The following is an 18,588-nucleotide window of genomic DNA, read 5'->3' as shown; positions in this document are numbered from 1 at the left end:
CCTGCCGTATCACAAGCGGCCGTCCGGGTTTGCCGACTTCGTGACCCGCGTCAGCCGGCGAAACGGGCGAGCACGGCGTCGACGGCGCGGGTCGCCGCCCGCCCGTCGCCGTACGGCGTCGCGTCGGTCCGCGGGCAGGCGAGCCCGTCCAGCCGGTCGGCCATCTCGACCGGGCGGTCGCCGACCAGCTCGTTCCAGCCGAGGGTGACCGTCTCGGGCCACTCGGTGTCGCTGCGCACCGTGACGCACGGGCGCCGCAGCAGGAAGGCCTCTTTCTGCAGACCACCCGAGTCGGTCACCACGCCGTCCGCGCCGCTGAGCAGGTCGACGAGCTCGGGGTAGCCGACGGGCGGCGCGACGATGAGGCCCGGTCGGTCGAGCACGACACCGGACGCGGAGGCGCGGGCCCGCAACCGAGGATGCGCGAGCAGCAGCACGGTGCGTCCTGATCGCCCCACCGCCTCGAGCCCGTCGAGGACGTCGCCGAGCCGCTCGGGATCGTCGGTGTTGGCGGGGCGGTGGAGAGTCGCGAGGACGTAGGGAGCCGTGGGGGCGAGGGGCGCCGGAGAGGCGACCCGCGCCTCCTGCGGTCGGGCCGCGCGGTCGCGGTCACGGTCGCGGTCGCGCACCGCGTAGAGGACGTCGGTCATGACGTCCCCGACGAGGACGGTTCGGTCGCCGAGCCCCTCGGCGCGCAGGTGCTCGACGGCGCCCGCGGTGGGAGCGAGGCAGAGGTCGGCCGCGTGGTCGGTCATGACCCGGTTGTGCTCTTCGGGCATCGACCGGTTGAAGGACCGCAGCCCCGCTTCGAGGTGCGCCACCGGGATGCCGAGCTTGACCGCCGCGAGGGTCGCGGCCAGCGTCGAGTTCGTGTCGCCGTAGACGAGCACGGCATCGGGGCGACGACGCTCGAGCACGCCTTCGAGGGCCTCGAGCATGCGGCCGGTCTGCGCTCCGTGGGGAGCCGAGCCGATGTCGAGGTGCTCGTCGGGCCGGGGGATGTCGAGTTCGTCGAAGAAGACGTCCGACATCGCGGTGTCGTAGTGCTGGCCGGTGTGGACGACGACGTGGTCGCACCGACCGGCCAGCGCTCGGGCCATGGGGGCCAACTTGACGAACTGGGGGCGGGCGCCCACGACGCTCATGATCTGCATGTTGGTATTTTACATGCGGAACTCCGAGTCGACCAGGCCTTAGGTCTTGGCAGCGGCGTCAGGCCTCGAGATCGTCGAGATCAGCGGGGTCGGCGTCGCCGACGTCGAAGCGGTCGACGGTCAGCGTGTCGCCGGACGGGTCGACGTCGACGCGCACCGAGTCGCCGTCGACGACCTCGCCACCGAGCAACGCCATGGCGAGCCGGTCGTCGATCTGCCGCTGCATGAGCCGGCGCAGCGGGCGGGCACCGTAGATCGGGTCGTGGCCGCGCTCGGCGAGCCACGCCCGGGCGTCGGGGGTGACGGCGAGCGACAGGCGCCGGTCGGCCAGGCGGCGGCCGAGCCGGTCGACGTAGAGCGAGACGATCTGGCCGAGGTCGTCGGCCGTCAGCGTCGAGAACACCACGATGTCGTCGAGCCGGTTGACGAACTCGGGCTTGAACGCCTGGCGGACGAGCCCCTGCACGAGGTCTTCTTTCTCGGGGTCGCTCAGCGTCGGGTCGGTGATGACCTGCGAGCCGAGGTTCGAGGTGAGCACCAGGATCGTGTTGCGGAAGTCGACCGTCCGCCCCTGGCCGTCGGTGAGGCGGCCGTCGTCGAGCACCTGGAGCAGCACGTCGAACACCTCAGGGTGGGCTTTCTCGACCTCGTCGAGCAGAACCACGCTGTAGGGACGGCGGCGCACCGCCTCGGTCAGCTGGCCGCCGGCCTCGTAGCCCACGTAGCCGGGAGGCGCGCCCACGAGGCGGGACACGCTGTGCTTCTCGCCGTACTCGCTCATGTCGATGCGGACGAGGGCCTTCTCGTCGTCGAAGAGGAAGTCGGCGAGGGCCTTGGCGAGCTCGGTCTTGCCCACGCCGGTCGGCCCCAGGAAGAGGAACGAACCCGTCGGGCGGTCGGGGTCGCTGATGCCCGCGCGGGTGCGTCGGACCGCTTCGGAGACGGCCCGGACGGCCGCCTTCTGACCGATGAGGCGCCTCCCGAGTTCGCTCTCGAGGTGCAGCAGCTTCTCGGTCTCGCCGCTGAGCAGTCGACCGACCGGGATGCCGGTCCAGGCGGCGACGACCTCGGCGATGTCGGAGTCGGTGACCGAGTCGCTGACGAGACGGTCGTCGCTCTTCTCGAACGACTCGGCCTCGGCGAGGCGGCGTTCGATGTCGGGGATGCGCTCGTAGCTGATTCGCGCGGCGTCTTCGTAGCGCCCCTCGCGCAGGGCACGGTCGGCGTCGATGCGGGCCTCGTTGAGGTCACTGCGCAGGGTGCCGACGCCTTGCAGCGCAGCCTTCTCGGCCTGCCACCGGGCGTCGAGGGTGTCGTAGGCCGCCTGCCGCTCGGCGATGGTCTCGCGCAGGGTGGCCAGGCGGGCCTGCGATGCGTCGTCCTTCTCCTTCTTGAGGGCGAGCTCTTCGATCTGCAGCCGGACGAGACCGCGGTAGAGCTGGTCGAGCTCGACGGGCGACGAGTCGATCTCCATCTTGAGGCGACTGCCCGCCTCGTCGACGAGGTCGATGGCCTTGTCGGGCAGCTGACGGCTCGGGATGTACCGGTTCGACAAGGAGGCGGCGGCCACCAGGGCGCCGTCGGTGATCGTCACCCCGTGGTGCGCCTCGTACCGTTCTTTGAGGCCGCGGAGGATCGCGACCGTGTCCTCGACGCTGGGTTCGCCGACGTAGACCTGTTGGAACCGCCGCTCGAGAGCGGCGTCCTTCTCGATGTACTGGCGGTACTCGTCGAGGGTGGTGGCGCCGATCAGGCGCAGCTCGCCCCGGGCGAGCATGGGCTTGAGCATGTTCGACGCCGCGACCGAGCCCTCTCCACCACCCGCACCCATCAACGTGTGCAGCTCGTCGATGAAGGTGATGACCTGGCCGTCGCTCTTGGTGATCTCTTTGAGCACGTCTTTCAGGCGCTCTTCGAACTCTCCGCGGTACTTGGCACCTGCGACGAGGGCGGCGAGGTCGAGGCTGATCAGGCGCTTGTCCTTGAGGCTGTCGGCGACGTCGCCCTCGACGATGCGCTGGGCGAGCCCCTCGACGACGGCGGTCTTGCCGACGCCGGGCTCGCCGATCAGCACGGGGTTGTTCTTGGTGCGGCGCGTGAGCACCTGACTGATGCGTCGGATCTCGGCGTCTCGGCCGATGACGGGGTCGAGCTTGCCACTGCGAGCGATCGCCGTGAGGTCGACGCCGTACTTCTCGAGCGCGGACTTCTGCTTCTCGTCCGAAGCGGGTGCGCCCTGCAGGTTCGCCATGGGTGAGGCCTTTCTCGAACTTGAGTTGACGTGACTCAAGTCTACTGCGCGGTCGCGAGGCCGCAAGACGCACGTGGCACCACTCCCTGCACCGCCGCCGGCCACGAACGCGGCATCACACGCCCGTTCGCGGCTCGTCTAAATGCGATGTACAATATGTCAACACCTCATGTAGCGGCCTTCGTGGCCCCGATCCGAAGAGAGAACAACCACAGATGAGAAAAACCATGACCCGCTTCGGCGCGGCCGGGCTCGCCGCAGCCACGGTCGTCACCGGCCTGAGCTTCGGCGTGGCCCCGGCGGCCGCCGAGCCCGCCTCGACGAATGCAGCACTCGCCGCGCCGATCGTGCAAGGAGGGGGCACGTACCGAACCATCGAGGCCGGTGACTACAGCACGAACGGCTACAAGGCGAAGGTGGTCGGGCATTCCTCCTACGCCGAGGCAGTCGCCGACGGGCGCCTCTTCACGATGCCCGAGATCGACCAGCTGGGCCAGGTCAAGGACGTCTTCGGCAACTGCCTTGCGGCACCGGCGGGCACGAACCCTGATGTCGTCTTCCGCAAGTGCGACGACATCCCCGCCGGATGGACGTCCAAGTTCATCCCCAGGGCGAACGGCCGCATCACAGTCCCCATCGGCAAGTCCAAGGCTGACTACCCCGACCTCGCCTTCGCGGTGTGGAACGCAGGAGACGTGAAGATCTCGGGTGGTGGCGGGGCGATCTGGAACGGCGAGCACTTCGGTCTGCCGTTCTCGGCAGCAGTGGCGTCGGTGGACTCCGGTCGCCGTAGCGCCGTGGTGTCGGGCAAAGCCGTGCCCGGCGCGACCATCAAGCTGAGCGGCGGCGTCGAGGTCGTCACCTCCGACAAGGGTGAATGGTCGGCCACCCTGACCGACTTGTCCGCCGGCGCGAACGAGATCACCGTCGGTGAGTACGTCGGCACCAGCATGAAGCAGGAGACGACCGTGACCGCCCAGGTCGAGGACATCTTCTCGGGCTACGTCGACTCGGTCGACCTCCACAAGCGCACCGCGAAGCTCTCGGGCTACGCCACCCCCGGCGCCTACGTCGTGATCCAGAACCGTGACCAGGTCCAGGCCGATCCCGTCACCGGCGAATGGTCGTTCGAGAAGAAGGGCCTGAAGCTCGGCGCGAACCAGATCGCACTCGAGCAGTACGTCGGCGGCGACTCGACCGGCCAGCTGCTCATCACGGCCGAGCTGACCGTCGCCCCGGTCCGGGGCGCCGTGTCGTTCCCCTCCGACCTGGGCATGGAGGCCGTGGCCTCGGGCACGGCCGAGCCCGGCGCCACCGTCGTGATCCGCGACGTCGAAGGCACCGAGATCGCCCGCACCGCCGCCGCAGCCGGCACCGGCGCCTGGTCGACCTCGATCCCGGCACCCGGCAAGGGCGGCGACGCCGACCTGCGCATCCACCAAGAGATCGACGGCGAGGCCAACGGCGAGATCATCGTCACGGCCGCCTACGGTGCCGCGGTGTCGATCGAGTCACCGATCGACGACCTCATCCACCCCGGTGGCCGACTGGACTTCGTCGGCAAGGGTGAAGCCCTGGCCCAGATCCGCATCCAAGAACAGGGCAAGACGGGCATCATCAAGGCCGGCACCGTCCTGGCCTCGGGTTCCTGGCGCCTGGACGACATCGACCTCGACGGCGCCAAGCACACCCTCGTCGTCACGCAGACCGGCAAGGGCAACAACGTCACGACCTCCACGGTGACGTTGAACCCCGACGCGACNCCCGGCCCCCGCGGTCACCGTGACGAACCCCGCGAACGTCGCCGACGGCTACACCCCGAACGCCCCGTTCACCTTCGAAGGAACCGGCACCAAGGGCAAGACCATCCACATCGAGAACAAGTACGGCAGCGCCATCGCCACCACCACGGTGAAGGCCGACGGCACCTGGTCCTGGACCCGCGTCAACATGGGCACCTCGACCTGGTACCTGAACTTCATCCAGGACAAGGGCCAGGCCACCGAGACCGTCGCGAAGGTCACGGGCTTCAAGCCCAACGCCGCCCCTGCCCCCGTNGGTCACCGTGACGAACCCCGCGAACGTCGCCGACGGCTACACCCCGAACGCGCCGTTCACCTTCGAGGGCAAGGCCACCCCGGGCAAGACCATCAACATCGAGAACAAGAACGGCGTCGCGATCGCCACCATCACCGTGAAGGAGGACGGCACCTGGTCCTGGACCCGCGTCAACATGGGCACCTCGACCTGGAACCTGAACTTCATCCAGGACAAGGGCCAGGCCACCGAGGCCGTCGCGAAGGTGTTGGGCTTCAAGCCCAACGCCGCCCCTGCCCCCGTGGTCACCGTCACGAACCCCGCGAACGTCGCCGACGGCTACACCGCGAACGCCCCCTTCACCTTCGAGGGCAAGGGCACCCCGGGCAAGACCATCAACATCGAGAACAAGAACGACGTCGCGATCGCCACCATCACCGTGAAGGCCGACGGCACCTGGTCCTGGACCCGCTCCAACATGGGCACCTCGACCTGGAACCTGAACTTCATCCAGGACAAGGGCCAGACCGGCGAAGCCGTCGCGAAGGTCGAGGGCTTCAAGCCCCGCGCCTGACATCCCGCCCCGGCTGACACCGCCGCGTCACACCCGCGACCGGCGAACACCGGCCGACACCCGGTGCCGGGGTGGACCGTCTCGCGACGATCCACCCCGGCACCACCCCGAGGGCCCTGCTCCCGCGCATCCGGGCCGACACCCCCCCCGATCCGCTCCACGACCCCGATCCGAGGACACCATGACCAAGAAACCGCTCCTGCTGACCCTGGCCCTCGCCGCGACCCTGACCACGGGCCTCGCCGGCTGCACCCAGGGCACCTCCACTCCCTCCCCGAGCCCGACCGCCGACAGCCACGACGTCGCCGAGGCCGAAGCCCGCGAGAACACCTGCGTCGACGGCTTCGCCTGGATGACCTTCGGCGACGGCGAGGACGACGAGAAGACCCTGCCCGACGGCTGTGACACCGTCGTGGTCCAGGGCGACGGCGGCACCCTCACCACCGGCGACGCGCGAGTCGTCGTCGTGATGGGCAACGACGTCACCGTCCACGCCGGGGCCGTCGAACAGGTCGACCTCGAGGGCGACGACAACACCGTCACCCACGACGGCACCCACGAGGTCGCCGTCAACACCGAGGGTGAGGGCAACACCGTCACCACCGGCTGAACGCGTCACCCAGGAGGCGCCCCGCGAACACCGCCGCGGGGCGCCTCCCGCATCTCCCCCGTGACGTAGAACATCTCATCTGCTATTAATGACGAGTGCGTTTCCTTGCGCATGCCGCTGCAGAGAGGACTTCCATGACTGCCCAGTTCCGCCGCGCCACTGCCCTGACCGCGATCGCCGTCACGGCCACCCTCATGGGCGGGCCCGCCGTCGCCGGCGAACCCGACCCGGTCGGCGGGACGCCCCCACCCGTCGCCACCGAGGCACCTGCACCCGAAGCGGCCGACCCGACGGCGGACACGACCCCCTCACCCGACCACACGGTCGACCCCAGGGCACTCTCGGCCGAAGCCACCGTCGACGTCGATCGACGGACGGTCCTCCTCGTCGGCCGATCCACCCCCCGGGCAACCGTGGTCGTCGACGATCTCTTCGAGGTCGAAGCGGACGGCACCGGCGCGTGGCGGGCCGAGGTCACCGGTGTCCGCCTCGGTCCGACGACGATCACCCTCGCCGAGTACGTCGCCGAGACGTTGGTCGACGAGTCCACGCTCGACGTCTTCGTCGGTCAGCGCCTCCAGGCCTCCGGTCGCTTCCCCGACGACCGCACCCGACGGGCTCAGGTCGTGGGCACCGCCACGCCTCACGCCCGGGTCGAGGTGGTCGACTCCGCGAACCACGTCGTCGGGGCGACAGACGCCGCCGACGACGGCGCGTTCGAGGCCGACGTGCTCGCCCCCGACGCCGGCGGGCCCGCGACCTACGACGTCCGACAATCCCTCGACGGCGAGGGCATCGACCACGCCCCGGTCACCCTCGACTACGGTCGAGCCGTCGAGGTCACCCAGCCGGTCGACGGGGCACCCCACCCGGGCGGGCCGGTCGCCCTCGTCGGCGTCGGCGTGCCGCGGGGCGAGGTGCGCGTCCGGGAGAAGGGCTCGGCCACGTGGCTCGCCCCTGCGGCGACGGTCCTGGCGTCGGGCACCTGGCGACTGACCACCACACCACTCGACGACGCCGTCCACGAGCTCGAGATCGTGCAACTCGGCCGGGGAGGCAACCGGACGACCGACACCGTCACCGTGAACCACGCCGAGGCCCCCGAGCCACCCACCCTCCTGCCCGGCACGATCACGGGCCCCACGACCTACGTCTCGGGGCGGCCGACCACGATCACGGGCCGGGCGACCCCCGGCGCGACCGTCGCCCTGACGAACGCCTGGCAGACGCCGATCGCCCAGGGCATCCCGACCGACCCCGTGACCGGCGCCTGGCAGTACACCCGCATCCTCGTCGCCCCGAGCGTCTACACGCTCTACGTCACCCAGCAGCTGGGCGACCTCTCGGCCACGTCGGGGCCCTTCGTGATCACGCCCGAGACCGCCCGTCCCGCCTTCGCGGTGACGAGCCCCGACCGCGCCGCCGGCTTCACCTCGGGCCGCACCGTGACGTTCGCGGGCACCGGCGACCCCCGGGCTTCCGTCCGGATGCAGAACAAGTGGGGCACTCCGATCACCGGCCCGGTCCGCGTCTCGAGCACCGGCAGGTGGGCCCTCAGCCACCCGCTCTACGCGCCGTCGACCTACTACCTCACGTTCATCGAGGCCACCCCCGGCCAGCCCGAACGCCGCGTCGACTTCGGAGCCTTCGCCCCGCGCCCCTGAACCAGGCGTCGGCGGCTCGACGCCGGCGGCTCGGTGGCCCCGTCACGGGCCGTCGGCGAAGCGCGTGATCGTGCTCGACCTGCCGTAGACCGCCAGGGTCGTCGCCGACCAGTCGTTCCGCACCAGGTCGAGCACGTTGCCGGCGCCGGGCACCGAGACCCCTCTCACGGGCGACGGTGCGACTGCACCCACCTCGAACGTGTTGGCGAGCAGGGTGCCGGTGTTCGCCGTGCTGGTCAGCTCGATCGCCGCACCGATCGGTGATCCGGGCGAGAGCACGAGCCCGACGACCCGGTTCCGCACCACCGTCGTCCTGTCGTTCGAGTGGTAGAGCGCGATGCCGCGTTGCTCGCAGGCCTGGAGCACGTTGCCCCGCACCACGACGTCGCGGGTCAGGTACAGCAAGATGCCGGCCTCGCGCGTGCCACCGCCCATGCCGACGACGGCGTTGCCCTCGACCACGGCGGTGGCACGCTCGCTGGTCGACCCCACCGTCGACCCGGCGCCCTTGACGACGATGCCCGAGCCGGGGCGGGTGGCCTCACCCCGTTCGACGTGGTTGCCGGTCACCACCACGTCGGTCGGGGCGTACACGTACTGCCCGCGGGACTCGTCCTGGCACGGCACGATCGCGATGCCGACCGAGCACCCGGTGACCCGGTTGTCACGCACGACGATCGACTCGCCGGCATGGGTGTCGATGCCCTCCCAGTGCAGCACACGGGTCACCGTGTTCCCGTCGACGGTGACCCGGGCCGAGCGCGGCGAGTCGGCCAGCGAGCGCGACTCGTCCCGGGTGACGGCGATGCCGTACGAGTTGACGTAGCCCGCCGACTGACGGACGTCGGTGACGGCGTTGCCCCGGACGACGCTGTCGAGGCACGAGATGAGCAACACGCCCGCGTAGCCGACGTCCGAGATCGAGCACTCGACCACCTCGAGGCCGACCACGTTGCTCGCGAGGACCCCGTCGTGCGAGAAACCGGTGATGCGACACGCCTCGATCGACACCCGCTCGAGCGGCGACGCGGCCGTGCCCGTCGCCACGACCGCACGGCCCGCGCCGGCCGCAGACGCCCCCGCCCCCACGAGGACGGCGTCGACGATCCGGACGTCGGAGGCCCGCACGTCGACCAGCGTCGCGTGCACGGTCGAGGTGAGCGTGGCGCCGGGGGCGAAGAGCACGGTCATCGACCGGTCGACGACGAGCGGCCGGGCCACCCGCTCGGACCTGTCGACCAGCAGGGTGCCCGACGTCGGCACCGCACGCAACGCCTCGTGCACGGTCGCGTACGCCGACGACGACACGACCACGGTCAACCCGGGAGGCGCGGCGGAGGTCGCCGACGCCGGCGCGGCCGCCGCAGCGGTCGGGTCCGCAGCCGCCCGCGAGAACCCGACCGCGCCCGCACCGGCCGATGCGAGCGCCGCCGCCAGGAAGGTCCGGCGGCCCGTGGTGCCGCGGGGTGAGCCGGTGGTGGACGCCGGATGGTGATACGTCGTTCGCACGTGTTTCCTCCAGGATCAGACGCCATATTAATATGACGATCGTTCGGTTTATTAGGCCGACACTAACACCTGGAGGCTCCGAATCGATGCGTGGGCATAATGGCGTGATGATCGACGTCGACCTCGCCCGCCGCCTCCGCGATGCCGGACTCCGCTGGCACCCCCGCCCCGGCGACCGGTTCACCATCGAGCAGGGCGACTTCGACTCGGCCGAGGTCTTCACCATCAGCGACATGACGGTCGAGGCCCACGACTACCCGACGGGCACGGTGCTCGGCTTCAACGGCACGACCGAATGGGCGCTCGACTCGGTCGCCGCAACCGACGCCCTCTGGCTGCCCCGCGAGGACCAACTGCGCGACCTGCTCGGCCGGTCGTTCGAGTCGCTGGTCCGTCGCCACGCCGCGGGCCCCGGAGGCGCGGGTGACGACGAGACCGTCGCCTACGAGGTCCGCACCCGGGCTCCCGGCAGCCCCGCCGGATCGGACCTCACGAGCCACCTGGCCGGAGCCGCCGACGACGCCTACGCGCTCGCGCTGCTGTCGTTCGTCGAGGCGTCGCTGCGTCTCGACTGACACCCGTCGGAGTCAGCCGCTCAACGCCTGGTGGACACCGTGACGGTGAAGACCCGGTCGCGGGCGACCTGGCGGGTCGGCCCGACGATCCGCTCGAGCGCCGGCCGGTGGGCGAGGTGGCTGTTCCACACGCACCAGAGCTCACCCCCGGGCCGCAGCAGGCGGGCAGCGGCGGTGAAGAGCTTGTGCGAGATGCCCGTGTGCACCGCGGCCCCGATGTGGAACGGTGGGTTGAGCAGCACGAGGTCGGCGGACCCTCGGGGCAGCGAGCCTCCGGCGTCGTCACGGAGGACGCTCACCCGGTCGGCTACGCCGGAGGCCTCGACCGTCGCCCGCGCCGACGCCACGGCCGCGGACGACTGGTCGGTCGCGACCACCACGGCTGCCGGGTGGTCGAGGGCGTACGACGCTGCGAGCACCCCGGTGCCGCAGCCGAGGTCGACCACGCGCTCCGCCTCGACCGGGGCCGACGCCAGCGTGTCGAGCAACAACCGCGTGCCGACGTCGACGGTCGGCCCCGCGAAGGCGGCGGCCCGGGCGACCACGACGAGGTCGCCGTGCGGTTCGCGTCGGGGCCACCTCGAGGGGCCCGCGGCCGGACCGGCGGCCGTCAGCACACGGGACTTCCGGTGGGCGCGGCCCGCGCGCACCTCGGTGAAGTGGCGCCCGAGGACGTCGTTCATCGCGAGGGTCATGTGCTTCACCCGGCCCCCGGCGAACACCTGCACGTCGGGGTGGGCGTGGGAGGCGACGAGCTGGGCGATCTCGTCGAGGGCGTCGAGCCCCCGGGGCAGTTGGACCAGCACCACGCGAGCGCCCTCGACCAGGGACGGTTCGAGGTCGAGCGACGCCCACCGGGCCGGGCTGCCGAGGGCGCGAGCGTTGGCGGCCAGGGCGAGCTCGCCCGAGTACGAGTCCTGGTGGACGCGCAGTTCGTGCTCGCCGACCAGGGTGGCCGCCCCGAGCGTCAGGGCACCGTGGCGGTCGCCGACGACGGTGACGTGCCCAGGGTGGGCGACCAGCGCCTCCTCGGCCACGTCGAGCAGCAGGCGGTCGGTGGCGTCGTGCGCCACGAGCTCGGGAGCCTCGACGTCGGGCCGTCGGCGGAGCCGGTCGAAGTCGATCACCAGGCCACGCTAGCGGTCGTCGACCCCACGGCCACGCACGCGTCAGCGCAGCGGCCGCCACACGACGACGGACGTCTGGCGCGTGGGGCGCGTGCCGTGCTTGAGCGGGACGACCCCGCTCTCGCCCGCGGCGAAGACCCGGGCGCCGGGTCGGTTGACCAGCTCGTCGGCCAGGGCCCGCTCGAGTTCGCGGACCCGTTTCTGCAGCGAGGTCACCTGGTTCTCGAGTTCGAGGACGCGCCGGATGCCCTCGAGCGACACGCCCTCGCCGCCCAGCCGTGCGATCTCGCGCAGCTGCACGACGTCGCGCATCGAGTACCGACGCGACTTGCCGGCGGTGCGCTGCGGCACGACGAGGCCGAGCCGGTCGTACTGGCGCAACGTCTGGGCGTGCAGACCGGACAACTCGGACGCCGCCGCGATGGCGAACAGCGGGGAGTCCTCGTCCATCGGTGCGTCGTGCGGTTGCGAGCGGTCCATCGGCTGCTCCTTCGGCGGTGTCGGCCGACGCGCGAGCGACGTCGGGTTCGAGCGATCCGGCCCGGGCCGTCGGGCCCGGGGCGGTGTCAGGCCCGGGCGCGGGCGATCAGGTCGTCGCGGGGGTTCTCGGCGGGCAGGGCCGCGGCGAGCGCCTCGACGGCCTCGCGCGCCTTGTCGTTGAGGTGGGCGGGCACGGCCACCTGGACGGTGGCGAGCAGGTCGCCGACACCATCTTTCGCGTGGACGCCGCGGCCCTTGACGCGCAGCACGCGACCGGACGGGGTGCCCGGTGCGACGCGCAGGCGGACCGGGTCGCCGCCGAGGGTGGGCACCTCGATGGTCGCCCCGAGGGTGGCCTCGGCGAAGGTGACGGGCACGTCGAGCCGCAGGTTCTTGCCGTCGAGCTCGAAGACCGGGTGCTTGCGGACCGCGACGGTCAGCACCATGTCGCCGGCCTCGCCGCCGTCGGGGCTCTGCTCGCCCCGACCGCGCAACTTGATCTTCTGGCCGTCGTGGACGCCCGCGGGGATGCGGACCTTCATCGGCTTGCCGTTCGAGGCCTGCAACGTGATGGTCTCGCCGACGATCGCGGTCTGGAAGTCGAGGGTCGTGCTGGCCGTCATGTCGCGTCCCTTCGAGGGCCCGCCGAAGCCGCGGTAGCCGCCGTTGGTCTGACCGAAGCCGCCACCGCCGAACATGCCGCCGAAGATGTCGTCGAAGCCGCCTCCGCCGCCCTGGCGGAACTGCGTGCGCTGGCCGCCCTGGTTGAACATGCCGCCGAAGACGTCCTCGAAACCGCCACCCGCGCCTCCGGGGCCGCCGCTGCCGGCCGTGAAGCGGGCACCGTTGCCCATCGCGCGGACCTGGTCGTACTCACGACGCTGCTCGGGGTCGGAGAGCACCGAGTTGGCCTCGCTGATCTCTTTGAACTTGGCCTCGCTGGCCGCGTCGCCCGGGTTGCTGTCGGGGTGGTGCTTGCGCGCCAGCTTGCGGTAGACCTTCTTGAGCTCGGCCGGCGTGACGTCTTTGGAGACGCCGAGGACGGCGTAGAAGTCCTTGTCGAACCAGTCCTGACTCGCCATGCGGCACCTCCTTCCTTGACTGGAGGTCGCTGCCCGGCAGCGACCTGGAGAGAACGGGGGAGGCGGTGGGCACCTCGTCGAGGAGCCCACCGCCGATCGCGACTCGCGTCGCAGGGGGTGGTGACGGGCAGCCAAGGGGCCGCCCGTCACCGGGGTGTCACTGCGGGGTGTGGACCGCTACCTTGGCGGCCCGGATGACCCGGTCGCCGATCGTGTAGCCCGGCTCGATCACGTCGGCCACGGTGTTGACCGTGACGTCGGCGCTCGGCAGCTGGACGAGGGCGTCGTGCTTGCTCGGGTCGAAGACGTCGCCCTTCGCGCCGATCTGCGCCAGGCCGAACTTGTCGAGCCCGCCGCGGATCTTCTGCGCGATGACGGTCATCGGGCCCTCGGCCAGGTCACCGTGCTGTTCGGCACGGGCCAGGTCGTCGAGCGCCGGCAGCAACGAGCGGACGACCTCGGCGACCACGGCCTCGCGGTTGGCCTCGCGGTCACGCTCGACGCGCCTCCGGAAGTTCACCAGCTCGGCCTGTGCCCGCAGCATGTCCTGACGCATGTCGGCCACGAGGTCGGCACTCGCCGCGTCGAGGATGGCCTCGTCGTCGGCGCTGAGGGTCTCGGTGCCCTCGGGCGCCTGGGCCATCTCGTCGGCGGCCGCCTTGGCCCCGGCCGGGGCCTCGGCGTCGGCCGAGACCTCGACGTCGGGCGCCTCGGCGTCGACGAGCTCGTCGGGGTCGACGACGTCGGCCGTGCCCCCGTCTTCGGACGGGGTCGCGGGACGCGGCTCGTCGTCGGGCGTCTTGTTCTGGTCAGTCATGCCGACCGCCTCTACTTCTTGTCGTTGTCGTCGTCGTCCACGACCTCGGCGTCGACGATGTCCTCGTCGTCACCTGCGGCCTGGCCGTCGGTCGGCGCGCCCTCGCCGGCGGCACCGGCAGCACCGGCCTGGTCGGCCTGGCTCTGCGAGTAGATCGCCTGGCCGAGCTTCTGCTGGCTCTCGTTCAGCTTGTCGAACGCGGGCTTGATCGCGGACTCGTCGTCGCCGGCGAGCGCGGTCTTGAGGGCGTCGACGTCGGCCTGGACCTCGCTCTTGACGTCGGCGGGCAGCTTGTCGTCGTTCTCCTTGATCAGCTTCTCGATCGAGTAGACGAGCTGCTCGGCGTTGTTGCGGGTCTCGTTCGCCTCGCGACGCGCCTTGTCTTCGGCGGCGTTCTCTTCTGCCTCGCGGACCATGCGCTCGATGTCGTCCTTCGACAGCGACGAGCCGCCCGAGATGACCATCGACTGCTCTTTGCCGGTGCCCTTGTCCTTCGCGGACACGTGCACGATGCCGTTGGCGTCGATGTCGAACGTGACCTCGACCTGCGGCACGCCACGCGGGGCGGGGGCGATGCCGGTCAGCTCGAAGGTGCCGAGGTTCTTGTTGTCGCGGGTGAACTCGCGCTCGCCCTGGAAGACCTGGATCGCGACGGACGGCTGGTTGTCGTCGGCCGTCGTGAAGGTCTCGCTGCGCTTGGTCGGGATGGCCGTGTTGCGCTCGATGAGCTTGGTCATCGCGCCACCCTTGGTCTCGATGCCGAGGCTCAGCGGGGTGACGTCGATCAGCAGGACGTCTTTGCGCTCACCCTTCAGCACGCCGGCCTGCAGGGCGGCGCCCACGGCCACGACCTCGTCGGGGTTGACGCCCTTGTTGGGCTCCTGGCCGCCGGTCAGCTGCTTGACGACCTCGGTGACGGCGGGCATGCGGGTCGAGCCGCCGACCAGCACGACGTGGGCGATGTCGCCGACCTTGACGCCGGCCTCCTTGATCACGTCGTTGAAGGGCTTCTTGGTGCGGTCGAGCAGGTCGCTCGTCCACTGCTCGAACTGCGAGCGCGAGATCGTCTCGTCGAGGTTGAGCGGGCCGTCGGCCGTCAGCGTCAGGTACGGCAGCTGGATGCTGGTCGAGGTGCTCGACGACAGTTCTTTCTTGGCCTGCTCGGCGGCCTCTTTCAGGCGCTGCTTGGCGATCTTGTCGGTCGAGAGGTCGACGCCGTTGGAGTCCTTGAACTTCTTGATCAGGTGCTCGACGATGCGGTTGTCCCAGTCGTCGCCGCCGAGGCGGTTGTCGCCCGAGGTGCTGCGCACCTGGATCGTGCTGAAGTCGTCGTCCTTGCCCACCTCGAGCAGCGAGACGTCGAAGGTTCCGCCACCGAGGTCGAAGACCAGGATGAGCTCGTCTTCCTTGCCCTTGTCGAGGCCGTAGGCCAGGGCCGCGGCGGTGGGCTCGTTGATGATGCGCAGGACGTTCAGTCCCGCGATCTCGCCGGCCTCTTTCGTGGCCTGGCGCTCGGAGTCGTTGAAGTACGCCGGCACGGTGACGACCGCGTCGGTGACCTCTTCGCCGAGGTACTGCTCGGCGTCGCGCTTGAGCTTGCCGAGGATGCGCGCCGAGATCTCTTGCGGCGTGTACTTCTTGTCGTCGATCTCGACCTTCCAGTCGGTGCCCACGTGGCGCTTGACGCTCGCGATGGTGCGGTCGACGTTGGTGACGGCCTGGCGCTTGGCGGTCTCGCCGACCAGCACCTCGCCGTCTTTCGTGAAGGCGACGACCGAGGGGGTCGTGCGCAGGCCCTCGGCGTTCGCGATGACGGTGGGCTCGCCACCCTCGAGGACGCTGACGACCGAGTTGGTGGTGCCGAGGTCGATTCCTACTGCACGTGCCATGTGCTTTTCTCCTTCGATGGTGCGGGTGATGCGGGAAGTCGTGACGTCCGAGACGTACGGGGCCGACTGCTTGAGTCGAACAGGCTCAACTTTACTCACGGCTGACCTCAGGTCAAGCTGTGAACCTGAAAGTTGAGCCAGAAAGACTCAACTCTCGAACGGGGGGCGATCGACGAGGAGGCGCGACCCGCGTCGGTCACGTCCGCCCACTAGGTTGACCCCCATGACCGCAGCTCAGACGCTCGCCGACAGCAGCCCGATCCCGCGTCGACGGGTCGTGTCGTGGGCCCTGTGGGACTGGGGCTCCGCCGCCTTCAACGCCGTCGTCACCTCGTTCGTCTTCAGCACCTACCTGGCGAGCGGCGCCTTCGTCGACCCGGCGATCGTGGCCGCGGCGGGGGACGACGCCCAGAACCCCGCGCTGCAGCTGGCGAAGGCCGAGAACGCGACCGTCATCTCGACGGCCCTGACCATCGCGGGCGTGCTAATCGCCCTGCTCGCCCCCGTGCTCGGCCAGCGCAGCGACGGATCGGGCCGCCGCAAGCTCTGGCTGGCGATCAACACCGGCCTCGTGGTGCTGGCGATGGTCGCCATGGTCTTCGTGGCGCCGGCGCCCGGCTACCTGGTCTTCGGCGCCGCCCTGCTGGCCGTCGGCAACCTCTTCTTCGAGTTCGCGAGCGTCAACTACAACGCGATGCTCGTGCAGGTCTCGACGCCGAAGACGATCGGCAAGGTGTCGGGCTTCGGCTGGGGCCTCGGCTACGTCGGCGGCATCGTGCTGCTGCTGCTGTTGCTCGTCGCCTTCTTGCAGAGCTTCGGCGTCGAGGGGCGCGGCGGCCTGCTCGGCGTGGCGACGAGCACGGCGGGCGGCTCGTGGGACGTCCGCCTCTCGATCGTCGTCGCCGCCGTGTGGTTCGCCGTCTTCGCGGTGCCGGTGCTGCTGTCGGTGCCCGAGCTGCCCGCCACCGCCGCCCAGGCCCGGGTGGGACTGTGGCGCTCGTACCGCCTCCTGGGGTCGACGATCGCGAAACTCTGGCGCACCAACCGCCAGGTGCTGCTGTTCTTGCTGGCCAGCGCGGTCTTCCGCGACGGCCTCGCCGCCGTGTTCACCTTCGGCGCCATCATCGCCGCGGTGGTGTTCGGCTTCACGCCGGCGATGGTGATCTACTTCGCGGTCGGGGCGAACCTCGTGGCCGGCATCGGCACCTTCGTCGGCGGCTGGCTCGACGACCGCCTCGGGGCCAAGACGATCATCGTCGGCTCGCTGGTCGGCCTCGTGGCCGCGGCCTTCGCCGTGCTCGCCATCGGCACCTCGACGAACCTCTTCTGGGTGTTCGGCCTGGCCCTGGCGCTCTTCGTCGGGCCCATCCAATCGGCGAGCAGGTCTTTTCTCGCGCGCATCACTCCCCCGGGCCGCGAGGGCGAGATCTTCGGCCTCTACGCGACGACCGGCCGGGCCGTGAGCTTCTTGGCGCCCGGGCTCTTCACGCTGTTCGTCGGCGCCACCGGCGACACGCGCTTCGGCATCGTGGGCATCGCCCTCGTGTTGCTGGCGGGTCTCGTGCTGATGCTGCCCGTCAAGCCGGTCCAACGCGCGATCGACTGAGCCCACGGGCCCCGGGCGGCCGGCGGGCCGGTCCGTCGGCCCGACCGGCCCGTCAGCCGGCCGGGGTGGCCGAGGAGGCGCTGGCCAGGTAGTCTCCGACCGCGTCGTCACGCAGGGCCTCGCGCAACGCGTAGAGCCGGTCGACGTCGAACGAGACGTACGACTGCCCGTCCGCCGAGGTGCCCAGGCCCGACGTCGCCATCGTGAACGTCTTCAGGCCCGACGGCCGTAGCCCGCGGGCGCTCCAGGCGATCTCGGCCATGCGGGTCGGGGTCAGGCCCGGGTCGACGGCGACGTGGCGGGCCGTCGCCGCCACGAAGGCCGAGAGGGCTGACGGGTCGGTCAGGGTCCGGCGGTCGAGCACGCCGTCGACGAGACCACGGATGAAGGCCTGCTGGTTGCGCACCCGCTGGTGGTCGGCCTCGGCGAACGACTTCCGTTCGCGGACGAACGCCAGGGCCTGCTCGCCGTCGAGGTGGTTCTCGCCCTGGACGAACTCGTGGCCCCCGGCACGGAACGTGCGGGTGCTGACGACGTCGACGCCGCCGAGGGCGTCGGTCATCGCCTCGAAGCCGGCGAAGTCGACCTCGGCCACGTGGTCGATGCGCGTCTGCAACAACTGCTCGACCGTCTGGACCGTGAGGGGCACGCCGCCCCAGCTGTACGCGGCGTTGATCTTGGCCATGCCGTGCCCCGGCACGTCGACCCAGGTGTCGCGCATGATCGACATCACGTAGACCGCGCTGCGGTCGGCCGGCAGGTGCACGAGCATCATCGAGTCCGAGCGTCCGGACTCGCCGGCCACCCGCGTGTCGGAGCCGAGCAGCAGGACGTCGAGCGAGCCGTCATCGGCCGGGGCGGGCCGGTCGGCCTCGTCGGGGAAGGCCGCGCGGATCGTGGTCGCGCCGTCGTCCCAGGTGCGGGCGAGGTGCGCGAGGTAGCCCGCCCCGACGCCGAGCACCAGGGCGGGCAACCCGACGAAGACCACCAGCGCGGCCACGAGCGTGGTGACCACGCGGCGTCGACGGCGTCGGCTGCGTCGACGCCTCGAGCGCTCACCCCGCACCTCTTCTGGCGACGGTGCGACGCCCGCCCTCCGCTCGAGGCCGAGTCGACTGAGGGCGTCGCCGGCGGGGAGGTCGGGCTCGGACGGGTCGCGTTCGGGAGTCATCCTCACATGATATTTCACATCGTCCATGACGGCAAGACCCGG

Annotated in this window: 13 protein-coding genes; 4 read left to right on the top strand and 9 right to left on the bottom strand. The window is 70.7% G+C overall.

Annotated elements, in window-relative coordinates; all coding sequences use genetic code 11:
- Positions 1–50 precede the first annotated feature (50 nt).
- Complete coding sequence (gene wecB / locus ASG05_RS11405; protein WP_056260612.1) at positions 51–1,154, bottom strand: non-hydrolyzing UDP-N-acetylglucosamine 2-epimerase; 1,104 nt, start codon at positions 1,152–1,154, stop codon at positions 51–53.
- A gap of 58 nt (positions 1,155–1,212) precedes the next feature.
- On the bottom strand, positions 1,213–3,405 hold the full coding sequence (locus ASG05_RS11400; protein ID WP_082486662.1) for an ATP-dependent Clp protease ATP-binding subunit: 2,193 nt from the start codon (positions 3,403–3,405) through the stop codon (positions 1,213–1,215).
- 2,792 nt (positions 3,406–6,197) lie between these two features.
- Here ASG05_RS11400 and ASG05_RS11385 point away from each other — a divergent pair.
- The gene (locus tag ASG05_RS11385) at positions 6,198–6,626 is read left to right on the top strand and encodes a DUF3060 domain-containing protein (protein ID WP_056260606.1); all 429 of its coding nucleotides are present in this window, start codon (positions 6,198–6,200) and stop codon (positions 6,624–6,626) included.
- Positions 6,627–6,760: 134 nt separating this feature from the next.
- The gene (locus ASG05_RS11380) at positions 6,761–8,290 is read left to right on the top strand and encodes a hypothetical protein (RefSeq protein ID WP_056260604.1); all 1,530 of its coding nucleotides are present in this window, start codon (positions 6,761–6,763) and stop codon (positions 8,288–8,290) included.
- A gap of 42 nt (positions 8,291–8,332) precedes the next feature.
- Here ASG05_RS11380 and ASG05_RS11375 read toward each other — a convergent pair whose 3' ends face one another.
- Positions 8,333–9,799 (bottom strand): right-handed parallel beta-helix repeat-containing protein, encoded by a 1,467-nt coding sequence (locus ASG05_RS11375; RefSeq protein WP_157490196.1) that lies wholly within the window; start codon positions 9,797–9,799, stop codon positions 8,333–8,335.
- 107 nt (positions 9,800–9,906) lie between these two features.
- Here ASG05_RS11375 and ASG05_RS11365 point away from each other — a divergent pair, with 107 nt between their 5' ends.
- Complete coding sequence (locus ASG05_RS11365) at positions 9,907–10,374, top strand: hypothetical protein (protein ID WP_056260599.1); 468 nt, start codon at positions 9,907–9,909, stop codon at positions 10,372–10,374.
- A gap of 20 nt (positions 10,375–10,394) precedes the next feature.
- Here ASG05_RS11365 and ASG05_RS11360 read toward each other — a convergent pair whose 3' ends face one another.
- The 5 genes from ASG05_RS11360 to dnaK form a co-directional block, all read right to left on the bottom strand.
- A complete protein-coding gene (locus ASG05_RS11360; RefSeq protein ID WP_200936810.1) occupies positions 10,395–11,501 on the bottom strand; it encodes a methyltransferase in 1,107 nt (368 codons plus the stop codon).
- Between the two features lie 42 nt (positions 11,502–11,543).
- On the bottom strand, positions 11,544–11,951 hold the full coding sequence (locus ASG05_RS11355; RefSeq protein ID WP_056260595.1) for a heat shock protein transcriptional repressor HspR: 408 nt from the start codon (positions 11,949–11,951) through the stop codon (positions 11,544–11,546).
- Positions 11,952–12,067: 116 nt separating this feature from the next.
- Positions 12,068–13,063 carry a DnaJ C-terminal domain-containing protein gene (locus tag ASG05_RS11350; RefSeq protein ID WP_056260594.1) on the bottom strand — a complete coding sequence of 332 codons (996 nt, stop codon included), beginning with the start codon at positions 13,061–13,063 and terminating at the stop codon, positions 12,068–12,070.
- A 157-nt stretch (positions 13,064–13,220) separates the two neighbouring features.
- Positions 13,221–13,880 (bottom strand): nucleotide exchange factor GrpE, encoded by a 660-nt coding sequence (locus ASG05_RS11345; RefSeq protein WP_082486659.1) that lies wholly within the window; start codon positions 13,878–13,880, stop codon positions 13,221–13,223.
- 11 nt (positions 13,881–13,891) lie between these two features.
- Positions 13,892–15,769 carry a molecular chaperone DnaK gene (dnaK, locus tag ASG05_RS11340; protein ID WP_056260592.1) on the bottom strand — a complete coding sequence of 626 codons (1,878 nt, stop codon included), beginning with the start codon at positions 15,767–15,769 and terminating at the stop codon, positions 13,892–13,894.
- A 223-nt stretch (positions 15,770–15,992) separates the two neighbouring features.
- Between dnaK and ASG05_RS11335 the strand changes: the two genes are divergently transcribed.
- Positions 15,993–17,375, top strand: a complete 1,383-nt coding sequence (locus tag ASG05_RS11335; protein ID WP_056260591.1) for an MFS transporter — start codon at positions 15,993–15,995, stop codon at positions 17,373–17,375.
- Positions 17,376–17,427: 52 nt separating this feature from the next.
- Here the strand turns inward: ASG05_RS11335 and ASG05_RS11330 are convergent, their stop codons facing one another.
- Complete coding sequence (locus tag ASG05_RS11330; RefSeq protein WP_157490195.1) at positions 17,428–18,546, bottom strand: LCP family protein; 1,119 nt, start codon at positions 18,544–18,546, stop codon at positions 17,428–17,430.
- Between the last annotated feature and the right edge of the window lie 42 nt (positions 18,547–18,588).

Origin of the sequence: Frigoribacterium sp. Leaf186, from assembly GCF_001423905.1 — a bacterium.
Classification (GTDB): domain Bacteria; phylum Actinomycetota; class Actinomycetes; order Actinomycetales; family Microbacteriaceae; genus Frigoribacterium.
Note: the sequence above shows the minus strand (reverse complement) of the source record. Positions and strands in the feature narration are given on the sequence as shown.

Coding starts and splice junctions, on each gene's coding strand:
- ASG05_RS11380 (WP_056260604.1), top strand. CDS start 6,761: ATGACTGCCCAGTTCCGCCGCGCCACTGCCCTGACCGCGATCGCCGTC.
- wecB (WP_056260612.1), bottom strand. CDS start 1,154: ATGCAGATCATGAGCGTCGTGGGCGCCCGCCCCCAGTTCGTCAAGTTG.
- ASG05_RS11335 (WP_056260591.1), top strand. CDS start 15,993: ATGACCGCAGCTCAGACGCTCGCCGACAGCAGCCCGATCCCGCGTCGA.
- ASG05_RS11365 (WP_056260599.1), top strand. CDS start 9,907: ATGATCGACGTCGACCTCGCCCGCCGCCTCCGCGATGCCGGACTCCGC.
- ASG05_RS11330 (WP_157490195.1), bottom strand. CDS start 18,546: ATGACTCCCGAACGCGACCCGTCCGAGCCCGACCTCCCCGCCGGCGAC.
- dnaK (WP_056260592.1), bottom strand. CDS start 15,769: ATGGCACGTGCAGTAGGAATCGACCTCGGCACCACCAACTCGGTCGTC.
- ASG05_RS11400 (WP_082486662.1), bottom strand. CDS start 3,405: ATGGCGAACCTGCAGGGCGCACCCGCTTCGGACGAGAAGCAGAAGTCC.
- ASG05_RS11355 (WP_056260595.1), bottom strand. CDS start 11,951: ATGGACGAGGACTCCCCGCTGTTCGCCATCGCGGCGGCGTCCGAGTTG.
- ASG05_RS11350 (WP_056260594.1), bottom strand. CDS start 13,063: ATGGCGAGTCAGGACTGGTTCGACAAGGACTTCTACGCCGTCCTCGGC.
- ASG05_RS11385 (WP_056260606.1), top strand. CDS start 6,198: ATGACCAAGAAACCGCTCCTGCTGACCCTGGCCCTCGCCGCGACCCTG.
- ASG05_RS11345 (WP_082486659.1), bottom strand. CDS start 13,880: ATGACTGACCAGAACAAGACGCCCGACGACGAGCCGCGTCCCGCGACC.